At 35.3% G+C, this 15,173-nt stretch carries 18 protein-coding genes and 1 riboswitch; of the genes, 3 read left to right on the forward strand and 15 right to left on the reverse strand.

The genetic code is table 11. The annotated features are described in order from the left end of the window. Positions 1 to 222: 222 nt before the first annotated feature. The 6 genes from ACLMCG_RS08485 to ACLMCG_RS08510 form a co-directional block, all read right to left on the reverse strand. Positions 223 to 774: a putative glycolipid-binding domain-containing protein gene (locus ACLMCG_RS08485; protein ID WP_413961030.1), complete on the reverse strand. Its 552-nt coding sequence runs from the start codon at positions 772 to 774 to the stop codon at positions 223 to 225. A 47-nt stretch (positions 775 to 821) separates the two neighbouring features. Next, positions 822 to 1,382 (reverse strand): Crp/Fnr family transcriptional regulator, encoded by a 561-nt coding sequence (locus ACLMCG_RS08490; RefSeq protein WP_414136873.1) that lies wholly within the window; start codon positions 1,380 to 1,382, stop codon positions 822 to 824. Positions 1,383 to 1,533: 151 nt separating this feature from the next. Further along, entirely contained in the window at positions 1,534 to 1,767 is a 234-nt protein-coding gene (locus ACLMCG_RS08495) for a hypothetical protein (protein WP_223599200.1), read from the reverse strand. A gap of 110 nt (positions 1,768 to 1,877) precedes the next feature. Then, positions 1,878 to 2,414: a GNAT family N-acetyltransferase gene (locus tag ACLMCG_RS08500; RefSeq protein WP_223599201.1), complete on the reverse strand. Its 537-nt coding sequence runs from the start codon at positions 2,412 to 2,414 to the stop codon at positions 1,878 to 1,880. A 16-nt stretch (positions 2,415 to 2,430) separates the two neighbouring features. Next, positions 2,431 to 2,823 carry a VOC family protein gene (locus ACLMCG_RS08505; RefSeq protein ID WP_414136878.1) on the reverse strand — a complete coding sequence of 131 codons (393 nt, stop codon included), beginning with the start codon at positions 2,821 to 2,823 and terminating at the stop codon, positions 2,431 to 2,433. A 19-nt stretch (positions 2,824 to 2,842) separates the two neighbouring features. Beyond that, a complete protein-coding gene (locus ACLMCG_RS08510; protein ID WP_414136874.1) occupies positions 2,843 to 3,628 on the reverse strand; it encodes a hypothetical protein in 786 nt (261 codons plus the stop codon). A gap of 103 nt (positions 3,629 to 3,731) precedes the next feature. Between ACLMCG_RS08510 and pafA the strand changes: the two genes are divergently transcribed. From pafA to ACLMCG_RS08525, 3 genes are all read left to right on the forward strand, one after another. Beyond that, entirely contained in the window at positions 3,732 to 5,378 is a 1,647-nt protein-coding gene (gene pafA / locus ACLMCG_RS08515; RefSeq protein WP_413961027.1) for an alkaline phosphatase PafA, read from the forward strand. A gap of 127 nt (positions 5,379 to 5,505) precedes the next feature. Next, a riboswitch (cobalamin riboswitch) is annotated at positions 5,506 to 5,683 on the forward strand. Positions 5,684 to 5,714: 31 nt separating this feature from the next. Continuing rightward, entirely contained in the window at positions 5,715 to 7,541 is a 1,827-nt protein-coding gene (locus ACLMCG_RS08520) for a TonB-dependent receptor plug domain-containing protein (protein ID WP_413961026.1), read from the forward strand. Positions 7,542 to 7,562: 21 nt separating this feature from the next. Then, the gene (locus tag ACLMCG_RS08525) at positions 7,563 to 8,618 is read left to right on the forward strand and encodes a YncE family protein (RefSeq protein ID WP_413961025.1); all 1,056 of its coding nucleotides are present in this window, start codon (positions 7,563 to 7,565) and stop codon (positions 8,616 to 8,618) included. Positions 8,619 to 8,778: 160 nt separating this feature from the next. Here the strand turns inward: ACLMCG_RS08525 and ACLMCG_RS08530 are convergent, their stop codons facing one another. From ACLMCG_RS08530 to gldC, 9 genes are all read right to left on the reverse strand, one after another. Then, positions 8,779 to 10,197, reverse strand: coding sequence for a CCA tRNA nucleotidyltransferase (locus tag ACLMCG_RS08530; protein WP_413960628.1), 1,419 nt, complete (start codon positions 10,195 to 10,197; stop codon positions 8,779 to 8,781). Between the two features lie 37 nt (positions 10,198 to 10,234). Continuing rightward, positions 10,235 to 10,579 carry a nuclear transport factor 2 family protein gene (locus ACLMCG_RS08535; RefSeq protein WP_413960627.1) on the reverse strand — a complete coding sequence of 115 codons (345 nt, stop codon included), beginning with the start codon at positions 10,577 to 10,579 and terminating at the stop codon, positions 10,235 to 10,237. Positions 10,580 to 10,687: 108 nt separating this feature from the next. Continuing rightward, positions 10,688 to 11,236: an L-threonylcarbamoyladenylate synthase gene (locus ACLMCG_RS08540; protein ID WP_413960626.1), complete on the reverse strand. Its 549-nt coding sequence runs from the start codon at positions 11,234 to 11,236 to the stop codon at positions 10,688 to 10,690. A gap of 113 nt (positions 11,237 to 11,349) precedes the next feature. Then, positions 11,350 to 11,946 carry a hypothetical protein gene (locus ACLMCG_RS08545; protein WP_413960625.1) on the reverse strand — a complete coding sequence of 199 codons (597 nt, stop codon included), beginning with the start codon at positions 11,944 to 11,946 and terminating at the stop codon, positions 11,350 to 11,352. 7 nt (positions 11,947 to 11,953) lie between these two features. Beyond that, positions 11,954 to 12,400 (reverse strand): hypothetical protein, encoded by a 447-nt coding sequence (locus ACLMCG_RS08550; protein ID WP_413960624.1) that lies wholly within the window; start codon positions 12,398 to 12,400, stop codon positions 11,954 to 11,956. Further along, positions 12,391 to 12,903 (reverse strand): DinB family protein, encoded by a 513-nt coding sequence (locus tag ACLMCG_RS08555; protein ID WP_413960623.1) that lies wholly within the window; start codon positions 12,901 to 12,903, stop codon positions 12,391 to 12,393. The genes ACLMCG_RS08550 and ACLMCG_RS08555 overlap by 10 nt, the downstream gene beginning before the upstream one ends. Positions 12,904 to 13,045: 142 nt before the next feature. After that, positions 13,046 to 13,492: an N-acetyltransferase family protein gene (locus ACLMCG_RS08560; RefSeq protein WP_413960622.1), complete on the reverse strand. Its 447-nt coding sequence runs from the start codon at positions 13,490 to 13,492 to the stop codon at positions 13,046 to 13,048. Between the two features lie 68 nt (positions 13,493 to 13,560). Then, on the reverse strand, positions 13,561 to 14,700 hold the full coding sequence (locus tag ACLMCG_RS08565; RefSeq protein WP_047387216.1) for a cystathionine gamma-synthase: 1,140 nt from the start codon (positions 14,698 to 14,700) through the stop codon (positions 13,561 to 13,563). 133 nt (positions 14,701 to 14,833) lie between these two features. Continuing rightward, the gene (gene gldC / locus ACLMCG_RS08570) at positions 14,834 to 15,157 is read right to left on the reverse strand and encodes a gliding motility protein GldC (RefSeq protein ID WP_034695059.1); all 324 of its coding nucleotides are present in this window, start codon (positions 15,155 to 15,157) and stop codon (positions 14,834 to 14,836) included. Positions 15,158 to 15,173 lie beyond the last annotated feature (16 nt).

Here is a 15,173-nt window from a genome sequence, read left to right on the forward strand (position 1 = left end):
AGATATGAAAATCACAAAGCTGCGATTTAACATAAATCTTACTATTTATTATTAAATCCACTTTATTTATATTGACATTTGTCTTATTTAAATGCAAAATTATCTACACACAACGACAGAACGTGTCGTGTTATTTTATGGTTATAAAATAATGTTTTAATATTTAAATTAAAAAGACACTTGATCAAGTGTCTGTTAGTTAAATTATTATTAAATGATTTTTCAAAGTTCTATAATTTTCTCAAATAATTCTGGATAGCTGATGACCAATCCACTTTCATCAACTGAAACTTCGGCTGTAAAATCATTTTCAATATTTTCATACAGATAGTGATGGGATGCTGTCCTAGTATATTGCTGTTGCACAGGTCTGATATGCTGGTTGAGTACATCAATGTAAATAACATCTATTTTTTGAGATTTGTTCTCTGAAAGATTTAAATTATTTATAGGCAGCGTATTGGTAAATGGGGTCAAAGAAATATCAATAAACTTGAAATGATTGAATTCCGGATTTATAACATTATTGATTGTCCATTGATACTGAAGCCTTTTTCCTTCTAACGTTGTTTTAACCTTATTGACTTCAGATTCGATCAGGAAATTCTGAACGATCCAGCTTTTATCAATGAACATTCTGTAGTCCACCGTATAGATTTTATCTTTATAACAACCTATGATTCTTGATTCTACAGTATAACCTTTATCATCAGACTGTACATTAAAATATTCAAGGGATTGATAAAGTATTCCTTTCCAGATCAATGTCTTCATATACTATTATTTGGGTGTGATTAGATTTTTTGAATGGATGGGTAGTTTCAACGGATCATCCTTCGTTTCCGGATTCTGCTTAATGTTTCTCTAGCTACTCCCAGAAATGAAGACAGCTGGGTAAGGGATATACGTTGCAGCATTTCAGGATATTTTGCTTCAATATATTCCAGTTTTTCCTGTGCAGTATAGAGTTTGAATAGATTTGAAAATTCCTCCTGCCTGGAGGCAAACTGACGGATACAATGGCGTCCCAACGTTTCAATTTCAGGAGCCTTTCCGGCAGCTTCAAATAACTTTATCTTATCAAAAATAATAGCATTAATTTCTTCACATGCGTTGATATTAAATTCAGATTGCTGTCCGCTTCCAAAACTGCTGATATTGGTTACTATTTCGTTCTCAAAGAAAAATCCGGTGTTTTTTATAACTCCTTCTATTTCGTAATAGCTTTTACAAAACCCTTTATCAATATAAAATAGTGAATGGCAGATTTCACCTTCCTTTAACATCAGTTCATTTTTCTTGTAATGTCTTTCCGAAAGGGCAGGTTGAAGTATATTCCAGCTTTCATCAGAAAAAGGAGTAAGGGACCTGATGTATTTCAAAAGATTTTGCATGATATTGTGTGATCCTGTTTCTGCGAAAGTAATAAAATTGGTGGAGATTACTTGTATGATTAGGTTTTTCCTCGGAAGAGAGTAATAAAAAAAGAGCGGTAAAAACCGCCCTCCACAAGATTTTATCTAACAAAATATATTACATATAAACACAACCGCATCCGGTTTCCCATTCCTGGCAAAGACGCATCGGTTCATTACAGCCAGGGTTGCCACCGCCACCACCGGAAACTCTGTAACAAGTACCATCGTTGCAATAGTATGAACCTACTGTTGGAGGACAATTACCATCCATGTCACATAAAGCATAAGGAGTGTCACCACCACTTATCAGCACAAGCTGGCTTCTCTTTAGTTTTTTTAAATTTTTCATAGTAATAATCTTTAATTTGTTGATTACTAATATATAGAAAAATTAGCACACCGACAAGTGTTTTAAATAACAGAGATTAAATATTTTATAATAATATCTTTTGATCAGGTTTATTCCACATCTAAAGTCATAAAAAGAGCAATCTCGTCCGGATTATTGTATAATCTTGTGTTCAGCCCGGTAATATTGAATCCCATTCTTCTGTAAAACTGAATAGCCGGATAGTTGGTATTCTGTGTTTCCAGTTCAATGACTCTGCAGTTTAATCTACGGGCTTCCTTAATGACACTTTTAATCAGCATAATTCCGATTCCCTGCCGTCTGTGCTTTTCGTCAATCAGTATGTTTTCTATGTATAGGCTGTTGTTCCAAGTTCTGTGCTCACAGATGATCCAGCCTGCAAGATCTTCACCAATGAATGCTCCAAAAGAATTTTCCTGTTCTATAAGACTATTAAGTTCTTCAAATTCTTCAGAAGTAGTCTCCCAGTTTTTAGTATAAGGTAAAGACTTTTCTTTTAAGTTAAACTCGAAAGAACCTCCAAACTCAATAGAGGAAACCGAATAAATTCTGTCCGTTGTATAGCCGTTATGTCCCCAGTTTATACTTGGATCGGCGGTTAGTTTTTGTAATTTTCTTATTTCCACATCAAATGTTTTAAACTTATTGAATTTCAGTACAGATTTCTACCAGGTAATTATTGGGATCTTTGATGTAAGCTGTTTTTTGTCCCCAAGGTTTTACAGCAATATCTTCATACAGTTCAGCGCCATTTTTTATTCCTTTTTCCACCAAAGCTTCTACATCATCAGTAACAAATCCCAGTTCCATTCCAAAAGGTTTGTCTTCCGTTTTTGAAGTTAAGAAACCTTTTTTAATATTAGAACCTGCAAGGTTTACAGCAGCAAATGACAGAGTGGTTTCTCCGGTCAGCAGTTCTCCATAATCTTTTTCAGGAGTGATGAATTTTATTCCAGAACCGAAGGTGTTTTTATAAAAGTTCATAGACTGTTCTACATCTTCCACGTACAGAATGACATATTTGAATTTGATAATAGTATTGAATTAAAATGGTTTATTTTTTATTTAAAATATATTCCTCATCCACCATGAGTTCTACATGAGGACCCCGTAAAGGATATTCTTTAAAGCTTCCGAAGTGTCCGAAATGAAAAGGATATTTCTGAGTAAGCTGCCGCACTTTACTTCCAAAAGAATTGATATCAACCTTTTGAACAGATTCCATTTTCTGTCTGCCATTGGTGAAAAAGAGCATCAGATTACAATGATCTTTAAAATCGAAATCATTATAGTAAAATACATTGAGATTTTCTTCTTTACCTATCCGCGCTAAATCATCAATAAGACTTTGTTTGTATTGCAGAGGCAGATTACAATCAATTCTGGCAGCGTAATTTTCTGCATTGCTTTTCCTGAAGTCAGAACCAACCATCTGAATGAAACGGTGTTCTATATTTTTGAATTCTTCTTTTTCCGGAGCATAACTTTTGCTGGATTGGATGGTAAAAGGAATACTGGAATCTATCAATTCAGCATGTTCGCGAATCAACAGTTCTTCTATTTCTTTTGCCATTTGAAAATGAAAATCAAAGAGCTGATAATCTCCGATATTGATGATCAGCTGGTTTTCATTGATATTCAAGTGCAGATAAGTTTTTTTGAAATGCTCTTTCAATGTTGCCAGCTTTCCGATAAAATCATCCATATTTTCTACCTGAACTCTTGCTGCCAGTTCTGCTGGATTATCAGCATGTCCGCCATATCCCGGATAAAATTTGAAGAATTTAAAGTCATATAAATCATTTGGAAATTTGAAATACCAGTATACGCCTAAAATCATGGAAGATTGATTGATGAATTGTACAATAATCAAAATTAAATAAAATTTCACACTCCAAAACTTTCAAAACCCTTAAATTTGTTGTCAATAAAAATTTACTTGGATGCTTAGGAACATTTCAATTGCGGCAGCTACTTTTTTGTCCGTAGTTACAATCAATGCACAGAAGAACAAAAATACCCAACTGGAAAGACCCAAATTAGTTGTAGGTCTGGTAGTAGATCAGATGCGTTGGGACTATTTATACCGTTTTTATGGTAAATATGGAAATGACGGTTTCAAAAGACTTTTGAATACAGGATATTCTTTAAATAATGTACACATTCCTTATGTTCCTACCATTACAGCTTTGGGACACACGTGTATCTACACAGGTTCAGTACCGGCTATTCACGGAATTGCAGGAAACGACTGGACAGATAAAGAAACCGGGAAAGGAGTTTACTGTACTGCAGACGAGAGCGTTCAGCCAGTGGGAACAACCAATGTAAAAACCGGAAGCCATTCTCCAAAAAATCTTTGGTCTACTACGGTGACTGACGAATTGAGATTAGCAACCAACTTCCAGGGAAAAGTAATCGGAGTTTCTTTGAAAGACCGTGCTTCTATTCTTCCTGCAGGGCATACTCCAAACGGAGCTTTCTGGTTTGATGACAGCACAGGAAATTTCATTACAAGTACATGGTATATGAATGATCTTCCTCAATGGGTAAAATCATTCAACTCTCAGAATCTTCCTGAAAAATTAGTAGCCAACGGTTGGAACACCTTACTTCCAATCAATCAATATACGGAAAGTGCACCGGACAATTCTTCTTGGGAAGGACTGCTGGGAAGTGCAAAAACACCTACTTTCCCCTACAGTAATTTAGCAAAGGATTATCAGGCTAAAAAAGATAATATCCGTTATACACCTTTTGGGAATACGCTGACATTGAAGTTGGCAGAAGCTTCTGTAGAAGGTGAAAAACTGGGTGGAGATAATATCACAGACTTCTTAGCGATCAACCTTGCATCTACTGATTATGCAGGTCATAAGTTCGGACCGAATTCTATTGAGGTAGAAGATGTTTATATCAGATTAGATCAGGATTTAGCAGAATTCTTCAATTATCTGGATGCTAAAGTAGGAAAAGGTGAGTATACGGTTTTCCTTTCTGCAGACCACGGTGGAGCGCATTCTGTAGGATTCCTTAAAGAGCATAAAATCCCGACAGGTTTCTTTGGTGAAGATGCAGAAAAAAATCTGAACCAAAAACTGAAAGATAAATTTGGAGCTGATAAACTGATCAATGCGATTGATAACTATCAGATTTATTTTGACAGAAAAGTATTGGCTGACAGTAAGCTTGAATTGGATGATGTAAGAAACTTTGCTGTAAAAGAAATTGAGAAAGATCCTACGGTTTTATATGCAGTTTCTGTAGATAAAGTTCAGGAGGCAAGTATTCCGGAACCCATCAAACAAAGAATTATCAACGGGATCAACAGACAGAGAAGTGGAGATATCCAGTTGATTTCTCATGATTCTATGCTTCCTCCATATTCAAAAACAGGAACTACCCACAGTGTTTGGAATTCTTATGATTCACATATTCCATTGATCTTTATGGGTTGGGGAGTTAAGCAGGGAGAAAGTAACAAAGCTTATCACATGACAGATATTGCACCTACGGTATCTTCCCTATTGAAAATTCAGTTTCCAAGTGGAAATGTAGGAAACCCAATTACAGAAGTTATTGGTAAATAATTGCATACGATTATTCTATGATACATGGCTGCTTTCAACCGAAAGCAGCTTTTTTTGTGAGTTATTGCTTCAAATTTTCAATCTGATACACTCTCATCTCACTTTTTGGCAAATACATATAAAAAACTATCTTTGCAAAAATTTTGGTTTCCAGTATTTTGGAATGAAAAGGGAATCGGGTGTAACTCCCGGACTGTCCCCGCAACTGTAAATCGCAATAAAAGTTTCTGCAAACAGCCACTGTCTAAAACGGGAAGGAGCAGAATGCGAAAGTCAGGAGACCTGCCGGAATTATAATAAAAAAACATATTGCTTTCGGAGGAAAAGTAAAAGAGTATGGATATAAAAAGATCTTTAGTACTGCTTTTTTCATCTTATGGCTGTTTTCTTTTTGGACAAGAGAAAACCATTGACACTATTTATGTCTTCGACAACCAGATGAATAGGGTGAAACTTTTTCATCCCGTAAAAATAATTTCGGCAGAAGAGGCCGAGAAAAACTCCAGTAATCTTTCTGAACTTCTGAGATTTCAGTCACAGGTATTTATCAAAGAAAATGGCCGTGGAGCTGTTTCTTCACCTTCTTTCAGAGGAACTACTGCCCAGCAGACCGCCTTTGTATGGAATGGGATTAATATCAACTCCAGCTTCTTAGGACAGGGAGATATCAATAATATTGCTTTGTTCGGATATGACCAGATCGGTATAAAAGCCGGCGGAGGAAGTGTAGTCTATGGAAGTGGTGCTATCGGGGGAAGTATTCACCTTAATAATACGCTTGATTTTAATAAAGGCTTCCATGGTTCTTTATTTTCTGAAGTTGCTTCTTTTAATACCTATAATAATTTTGTAAAAGGTTCTTACAGCAATGATAAGTTCAGTTTTAAAGCTTCAGGAAATTATTCTGTAAGCGAAAATAATTATGAGGTAAGTGATCTGAATTACATCAACAGAAATGGGAATTATTACAATACAACCTTCAATGTAGGAGCATCCTATAAATTGACGGATGATCATAAAATTTCGTGGCAGAGCCAGTTCTTTGATTCTTCACAACATTATCCAGTGTATGAAGAAACGGGAACAAAAACAAAATATAAAACACAAAGTATAAGAAGCCTTCTTTCCTGGGACTGGAATAAAACAAAGTTCAGCAACTCTTTTAAAGCTGCTTATACAGAAGAAAATTTTCAGTATTTCGGTTTGCTAAACCTGCCTAAATCCAGTGGCGGAACAGGGAAAAATTACATCTTTAAAAATGATTTCAATTACTTCCTGAATTCTAAGTGGAATTTTAATATTATCGGAGAATTTCAGATCAATAAAGGAGAAGGATATGCGAGCGGAATATCCAATGTCAGCAGAAATGTTGGTTCCGTTTCCGGATTGTTGAGGTATTTTGCAACTAAAAACCTGCGTTTTGAAGGTGGATTCAAGAAAGATTTTGTAGAGGATGTGAAGTCACCGTTTATGTATTCATTCTCCGGAAAATGGAGTGCTGCAAAATGGTATGATGTAAGCGTTAATGTGTCAAAAAACTTCAGATATCCGTCATTTAATGATATTTATTATGAACCGGGAGGAAATAAAGAGCTGAGACCGGAAACCTCTACTCAGGTAGATATGACTAATGAGTTCAAAGTAGGGGATTTCAGACTTACTTTGTCTCCGTATTATATGAACATTACAGATCTTATTGCATGGCTTCCTACGGCCAAAGGATACTGGCAGGCATTCAATGTCAATAAAGTTGAATCTTTCGGATTAGAATCTCAGCTGTCTTTTAGTAAACAATTGGGTAATCATAAATTCAGAGCGAATGCAGGATATTATTATGCAAGATCCATTGATAAAGAAACGCAGCTTCAGAGGCCTTATGTGCCTATGCATAGAGGAAGTGCCAATATAGATTATGAATACAGTTTCTTTAAGTTTTTTGCACAGGGATTACTGAATGGTGTTACCTATACCACAAGTGATGAAAAGAGATCAGATGCCATAGATCCTTATTTTCTTTTGAATATGGGTGTTTCAGCAACTTTAGCGAAAAAATATACCTTAGGATTTAAAGTGAATAATGTAACAAATACCTACTATAAAACGGTTTCTTTTTATCCTTTACCGAAAAGAAATTATAGTGTATATGCAGCAATAAATTTTTAATAAATTAAAATTGAATAAATTATGAAAATAACTAAACTTTTAACTGTACTATTTGCAGTAGTGTTATTATTTAACATGTCTTCATGTACAAGCGATTCCGCTGAATTTGAAGTTTCTCCGATTACTTACCAGAACGGGTATTTCATAGCTAATGAAGGTAACTTCAACAGTCAGGGGGCTAAAGTAACATTCCTGACAAGAGATCTGAGCCTGAAGCAGGATGATGTATATGGTTATAATAACAATAAAGAAATTCTGGGTGATGTTCTTCAGACCATTGGTCTTAACGGAAATAAGGCTTATCTTGTGATAAATAACTCAAACAAAATTGTTGTAGTAGACCGTTATACATTTAAAAAGCTAGCCGTAATTACGGATCAGATTGATAATCCAAGAGGAATTACTTTTGCTAATGGCTTTATCTATGTTTCCAACCTGAACTTCTCTACGAATGCAACAAGCGTAACCAAATATAAAGCTTCTGACAATTCATTTGTAAGCAAAATCACTATGACAGGTGGGGCTGATAAAACAGTAGAAGCAGGTGGAAATGTTTTTGTACAGAATGCTACGTCAGGATTCGGAAATATGATTACCTATATCAATACTTCTAATGACAGTAAGACTGAAATTACGGTTCCGAATGGTAAAATTAACAGTACTATTTCATACAAATCTAATGTTTACACAGTTTCTTCAACAACTGCAAATTCTTATGTCTATAAAATTTCAAGCACAGGAGCAATAACTCCGGTAGTAACACTGACAGGAATTCCAAACGCTACAAACCTTCAGATTGATAATGATAAGATCTACTTCAGTTCTGCAGATAAAGTATATACAACAAGTTTAGCTACACCAACCGTTCCTACAGCTCCATTGTTGACAGCTGCAGATGGTGGCCCTTATTTTACGCTTTATGGATTTAATGTTATTGATGGAAGAATCTTCGCGTCAGATGTTAAGCAATTTACAGCAGAAAGCGAAATGGTAATATATTCAGCAACTACGGGTAGCAAAATGAGTTCTCTTAAAACAGGAGGTCTTGGTGCTAACGGTACTTTTCTGAATCCATAATACTTCACAGTATAAAAAATAATTTTTTTATTTTTCCATTTTTTTTTTTTTTTTCGCGCTGCTTGGAAAAAAACCCGGCTGTTTTTTTTTTCGGGGGAGAAAAAAAAAATGGTGGGGGGAGGAAACCCCCCCCCGCGATTTTTATTATTTATCAATTGAATTATAGTGTCAGTCCCAGTTTTTCCGCCTCAACAATCACAAATTTTGTGGCTTCTTCTTTTTCATTGGGAATTTCGCCTTCAAGAATAGCTTCTTTAACTTTCTCTTTTAAGATACCGATTTCGCGGCCAGGCTTAAGGTTAAACATTTCCATGATCTCTTCACCGGTAATAGGGGGCTGGAAGTTTCTTACCTGATCTTTTTCCTCCACTTCTTTGATCTTCACGGCTACATATTCAAAGTTTCTTTTGAATTTTTCCTGTTTCTTAGAATTCTTAGTCGTAATATCAGCTTTGCAAAGAGTGAAAAGATCTTCCAGATTTTCTCCGGCATCAAATAAAAGTCTTCTCAATGCAGAGTCTGAAGCATCATCAGTAATCAGAGCAATAGGTCGGGATGAAAGCTTTACCATCTTCTGAACATATTTCATGTCACTTCCCAATGGTAACTTCAATCGCTGGAAAAGTGTCTTGGTCATTTTTGAACCTAAAAATTCATGTCCGTGAAAGGTCCATCCTGTTCCTTCTACAAATTTTTTCGTAGGGGCTTTACCAATATCATGAAGCAAAGCAGACCAACGGAGCCAAAGATTATCGGTATTCACAGAAATATTATCTACTACTTCCAACGTATGGTAAAAGTTATCTTTGTGTGTTTGTCCTTCCACTTCTTCCACTCCTTTCAATTCTATCAGTTCCGGAATTATCAGCTTCATAAGACCGGTTTGTTCCATCAGCCTCAGTCCGATAGACGGTTTTTCAGACATCATGATTTTGTTGAATTCTACCATGATTCTTTCCATCGAAACAATCTTGATTCTTTCTGCTTCCTGCTGGATAGCCTGCAGAGAGTTCTCCTCAATTTTAAAATTTAAAGTTGAAGCAAAACGAACGGCTCTCATCATCCTCAACGGATCATCAGAATAGGTTTGAGCAGGCTCTAAAGGAGTCCTTAAAATACCTTTTTCAAGATCATCAACCCCATTGAAGGGATCAATAAGTTCTCCGAAATTATCTTTATTTAAAGAAATAGCCATCGCATTGATGGTGAAATCTCTTCTTTTCTGGTCATCTTCCAGGCTTCCGCCTTCTACTTCAGGTTTTCTGCTGTTTTCAGTATAGCTTTCTTTTCTCGCTCCCACAAATTCCAGATCAAGGTCTTTATACTTGATCATTGCCGTTCCATACGTTTTGAATACGGAAACTTTTAATTTAGGATCTATATCCTGAGCTACACTCTGGGCAAGCTCAATACCACTTTGTTCGGTCACAAAGTCTATATCTGTGGAAGCTTTTCTTTTCATCAGAAGGTCACGAACATAACCGCCCACAATATATACGGACTGGTTATTCCTTTCTGCTGCTTCAGAAATTATTTTAAAAAGTTTTAAATTCTTATTTTGATTAAGATTAATTATCATCGTTAATAATAGTGTCAATTTCTACCAATGTTACTCATTAATCGTAATGAGCGTACATTCTACTAATTTTTCCGTCTTCATTAAAAAACATGACTTCAACAGCATGTTTATCCATGATCGACTTATAAAATAATGCTGCGGAACCTACTCCTGCCGTGGAATGAATAAGATCAAAATGAAGATCCGGAAACTTATCCAGGGCCTTACTCCAATATTCACGGACGGCTTCTTTTCCCTTTAAAGAACTTTCTTTACCTCCTGTAGCCATAGCAATCATGGGAGTTGTAATCTCAATATCATCCGAATAATGGGTGAGAATAGCCTCTAAATCATGAGAATTCCATGCATTAATCCACATTTGAGCAAATTCCTGATGATTCATAGCAAATAATTTATGAGTTGAGTTTGCAAAGATAGAATTAAAAAAAAGAAATCCTGCCGATATGAACTGACAAGACTCTAAAAAAATAAACAGAAAGCTTAAGAATTTCTATTCCCTAAGAACCTTTATTCTGTTGTCATTCCATATTTTGATCACCGAAGAACCAGAATATTTTGAAACTTTTTCTCTGTCTTCTTCCACTGCATAATCTACAAGACTGATCATTTCCTCAGAAATATCAGAGAATTTCAATGGACTTTTCTCACCACTGAAATTGGCAGAAGTAGATACCAAAGGTTTGTTCAGTTTTGTAATCAGTTTTTTGCAGAAATCATTTTTTACAAGACGTATTCCAATACTTCCATCCTCCGCAAGGAGTTCTTTGGGTAAGCCTCTCGGATTTTCATAAACAATAGTTACCGGCTTTTCACTAAGGTCAATAATTTCCCATGCCATTTCTGGAACATCCACCAGATCCTGAAGTCTTTTTTCAGACTCCACAAGGATAATCATAGATTTATTTTTTTCGCGCTTTTTAATGTCAAAAATTTTATTGACAGCTTCTATATTGGTGGCATCACAACCAATTCCCCAAATGGTATCTGTAGGGTAAAGAATTGTTCCGCCGGATCTTAATATTTCGATAATATGTTCCATAATTGTATATGAGTTCAAAGAAGGGATAAAGGTAGAAAATATAAGGATTTTGGGCAAAAAATTAGGAGGGAAATGTGGTTTATTGGTTTGATTATTACCATAAGACATAAAGATTATAATCCGTGAAAAAATGAATTGAAATAAGTGGTTCGCTTAATTGGTTCGATATATTCCGGATGTAGTATTTTTTTGAAATCCCTTTTGGTAAGATGTTGTGAAATTAAAACAGGAAAATTTGATCGTGATCCTTCTTTAATAAGTGTATAAAGTATGGTATTGTCTTTAAAGAAAACAACTGTGGTTTGCTCATAATGTTTTCCCAAGCTATAGAAACCGGCAGTCTCATTAAGAAAAATCAGATTATCAGTAACTTTGGTGATTCTGTAATTGCTTTTTCTTCCGTATTCAATAATTCTTTTTTTTGCTTCTTGTTTATGAATATCAAATGTAATTTCTTTTAAATGCTTTTCTGTGAATTTGCAGTATAGAACATATACACTAAATATGAGGGAACATGTAAGGATAAAATATTCTAAACTATTGTTGAGGGAAGGCTTTATTTCTCTAAGGCAAAGTATCGAGGCACTTGCCAATACTAAAAAACCAAAATAGATCGAAATAGTATCAAACTTATCATATGAACTTTCTTCAAAAACTAATTTTTTAGATTGAATACTTTCAGTGATTCTTAAATTTTTTAGAGATCTCATTGGATATTTAAGATAATGTTTGACTGGTATTAAATTTAGATTTTACGGATAAATAAAATGAGCCAACTACTAAAAAAATAATAGAAACTACCCATAAAAAATAACCTGTTTCTAAACTGTATATTTTTCCCATCCTTCCATTTTCAGCGGCTAAGATTTCCTTCCAGTAAAAAAATGAGACAGCGGGTACTATGGCTATTAGACCGAATATAAGTGATAGTAGAGAATACTTTTTATAACAACATATTACTGAAATGAAAAACCAGATATTGGCAGTCCATACCAAAAACTCAAATATTCCACCGCCCAGAAAACTAATGGGACCTATAAGGAAAGCTTCAAATGATTTATAATTTTTAATCTCTCCCATGTCTTCAATTGTAAAAGCTGTAAAACAAAGGGAGAGTGTAAAGATCAGCATACTGATTAGTGCTGTACGTTTTCCTACATCCATCCCAACTTCGATAAATATCTCTCCTCAATAATATTCAGGTGATGGTAGTTGTGTCCTACAATAAGTTTTCCGATGGTTTCTACAGTAATTTCATGGCCATTGGCTGTACCTGTATTTTGTAAAGCTGAAGGTTGAAGAGTTTCTAATAAAATCTGAGAAGATTTTCTTACCAGTTTGTATTCATCCAAAAGAGATTCAAGTGTCCTTTCACTGGCGAAAGACTGATCGGCATATTCATTTTCATCAAATCCTGGAAGATTGTTTTTCTCTCCTCTTGCGAAAGCTAATATTCTATACTGGAAAACTCTTTCCGTATCTGATAAGTGGAGTAGAAGTCCTTTCAATGTCCATTTTCCTTCAGCATAGGCAAAATTAGACTGTTCTTCGGTAAGGTTAGAATAGATTCCTATGGTTTTATCAGCTGATATTTGCAGTTCGTTGATCCAGTTTCCTGATGGAATCTGATCTAAATATCTTTGAATGTATTTTTGAAAATCAGTCATATTGTTTTTTTGTTTTTATAAATTGATTTTGAGGTGCGGGGTACGAGTTGCGAGTTGCGAGATTCGTGATTCGCATGGTTGAGATAAAGAGTAGGGGTGTTTTTGTTTTTTACAAAACTACTCATTACCTATTGCTCATTACTCATGAATTGCTCCATTCGTAGAAGTTCACAGAGTCATACAATTCAAATCCGCAGGCCGGATAGAGCTGATTCCCGATATTATTGCTTTTTCCTGTTTCTAAAAGGATACCACACGCTTTCGATGAACGGCAGTGTTCTTTGGATTCTTCAATTAATTCTTTAGAATAACCTTTTCCTCTATGGTTTTCATTCACGTACAGATCGTTTAGTAACCAGTAACGCTGCATTCTTGTAGATGAAAATATTGGGTATAATTGTACGAAACCTGTTAGTTTACCATTTTCTTCCGCAACAAAAATTTCAGAATCTTTGTTTTCAAGTCTTTCCTGAAGAAAACTTGTCGCGGCAGGAATATCTGAAGTCTTATGATAAAATATTCTGTACTGGTCAAATAATTTAGCCAGTTGAGGCAAGTCGGAAATTTCTGCTTTTCTTGTGTTTTTCATAGTATTAGGTGGTGGTTATAATAAAATGAGAAGGATTGATTAACCCTTCTCATTTTAGTTTATGTATGTTAAGAAAAAGCTTTCTCAAGATCTGCAATAAGATCTTCTGCATCTTCAATTCCTACGCTTAAACGAACAAGGTCATCAGTGATTCCCAATTCGGCACGTTTTTCTGCCGGGATTGAAGCGTGAGTCATCAAAGCAGGGTGGTTAGCCAAAGATTCTACTCCTCCTAAAGATTCTGCAAGTGTGAATACTCTTACTTTCTCTAAGAATTTAATAGCATCTTCTTTCTTTCCGGATTTAAAAGTAAATGAAACCATTCCTCCAGCTTCCTTCATCTGAGATTTTGCCAATTCATACTGAGGGTGAGATTCTAATCCCGGATAAATTACTTTATCTACAGCAGGATGATTTTCAAGATATTGTGCTACTGCAAGTCCATTGTCTGAATGTCTCTGCATTCTTAATGCCAGTGTTTTGATCCCTCTCAATACAAGGTAAGAATCATGAGGTCCTAAAATACCACCACTTGCAAACTGAATAAAATGAAGTTTTTCTCCCAGTTCAGCATCTTTAGCAATAAGCGCTCCTGCAATCACATCAGAGTGTCCTCCTAAATATTTTGTTGCAGAGTGCATTACAATGTCAGCACCCAAATCAATAGGTCTCTGAATGTATGGCGTTGCAAAGGTATTATCTACTGCTACTAAAATATCTTTTCCTTTCGCAATATCTACAACCGCTTTGATATCTACTAATTTCATCAACGGATTGGTAGGCGTTTCTACCCAGATCAGTTTCGTTTTATCAGTGATGACATCAGCTATTTTAGAGACATCATCAAAATTAACGAACGTAAACTTCAGCTGATATTTTTCAAAAAGTCTTGTAAACATTCTGTAAGTACCTCCATAAAGATCATCTACAGCAATTACTTCATCACCAGGGTTTAATAATTTCAAAACACAGTCGATGGCAGCAAGACCAGAACCGAAAGCTAAACCTCTCGCTCCATTTTCAATACTTGCCAAAGAATCTTCCAATGCCTGTCTTGTAGGGTTGGCAGCTCTTGAATATTCATATCCGGAATGTACTCCAGGGCTTTTTTGTGCAAACGTAGAGGTCAAAAATACAGGAACATTAACAGAACCTGTTGCAGACTCGTGGTGCTGCCCTCCGTGAATTACTTTTGTATTAAAATTCATAATTTTTTGCTTTAGACTTGAGCATTAAGCAATAGAGTATATTACTTTAGCCCATTATTTTATTAAAATTTGCTCTAGCTGAATACAAAAAGCTTACCGCTTACTACTTCCAGCTTATCGCAATTGTAATTTTTTATTTAATGGCAGATTTTACAGCAAACTCTTCTGCAATTTCCTCCATCCATTGTGCTACATCCTCTTCACCTGTCGCTCTCTGATAAGTACTTCCTAAAGATATTAAAATCTGGTGGATAAACATCTTCATTTGGTCTACAGGCATTTCTTTAGTCCAAAGATCAATTCTTAATGCCTCTCTTGTCTTATCATCCCATACAGAAATCATAGTTGCTTTAGTATCTTGTTTGTCAATACCTCCGTCCTGAGCATTCCATGTAATATTTTCAGGCACATGATTTTCATCAAGCTCTACATCTATCGTAATCTGAGTCTTTCTCATTTTTTCTATTTTTCTA

This window comes from Chryseobacterium sp. S90, from assembly GCF_047444895.1.
Classification (GTDB): domain Bacteria; phylum Bacteroidota; class Bacteroidia; order Flavobacteriales; family Weeksellaceae; genus Chryseobacterium.

Bases quoted from the DNA above. Each gene is read 5' to 3' on its own strand.
- pafA (WP_413961027.1), top strand. From the start codon at position 3,732: ATGCTTAGGAACATTTCAATTGCGGCAGCTACTTTTTTGTCCGTAGTT.
- gldC (WP_034695059.1), bottom strand. From the start codon at position 15,157: ATGAGAAAGACTCAGATTACGATAGATGTAGAGCTTGATGAAAATCAT.
- ACLMCG_RS08560 (WP_413960622.1), bottom strand. From the start codon at position 13,492: ATGAAAAACACAAGAAAAGCAGAAATTTCCGACTTGCCTCAACTGGCT.
- ACLMCG_RS08510 (WP_414136874.1), bottom strand. From the start codon at position 3,628: ATGATTTTAGGCGTATACTGGTATTTCAAATTTCCAAATGATTTATAT.
- ACLMCG_RS08540 (WP_413960626.1), bottom strand. From the start codon at position 11,236: ATGGAACATATTATCGAAATATTAAGATCCGGCGGAACAATTCTTTAC.
- ACLMCG_RS08565 (WP_047387216.1), bottom strand. From the start codon at position 14,700: ATGAATTTTAATACAAAAGTAATTCACGGAGGGCAGCACCACGAGTCT.
- ACLMCG_RS08485 (WP_413961030.1), bottom strand. From the start codon at position 774: ATGAAGACATTGATCTGGAAAGGAATACTTTATCAATCCCTTGAATAT.
- ACLMCG_RS08525 (WP_413961025.1), top strand. From the start codon at position 7,563: ATGAAAATAACTAAACTTTTAACTGTACTATTTGCAGTAGTGTTATTA.
- ACLMCG_RS08495 (WP_223599200.1), bottom strand. From the start codon at position 1,767: ATGAAAAATTTAAAAAAACTAAAGAGAAGCCAGCTTGTGCTGATAAGT.
- ACLMCG_RS08530 (WP_413960628.1), bottom strand. From the start codon at position 10,197: ATGATAATTAATCTTAATCAAAATAAGAATTTAAAACTTTTTAAAATA.
- ACLMCG_RS08535 (WP_413960627.1), bottom strand. From the start codon at position 10,579: ATGAATCATCAGGAATTTGCTCAAATGTGGATTAATGCATGGAATTCT.
- ACLMCG_RS08520 (WP_413961026.1), top strand. From the start codon at position 5,715: ATGGATATAAAAAGATCTTTAGTACTGCTTTTTTCATCTTATGGCTGT.
- ACLMCG_RS08545 (WP_413960625.1), bottom strand. From the start codon at position 11,946: ATGAGATCTCTAAAAAATTTAAGAATCACTGAAAGTATTCAATCTAAA.
- ACLMCG_RS08550 (WP_413960624.1), bottom strand. From the start codon at position 12,400: ATGGATGTAGGAAAACGTACAGCACTAATCAGTATGCTGATCTTTACA.
- ACLMCG_RS08555 (WP_413960623.1), bottom strand. From the start codon at position 12,903: ATGACTGATTTTCAAAAATACATTCAAAGATATTTAGATCAGATTCCA.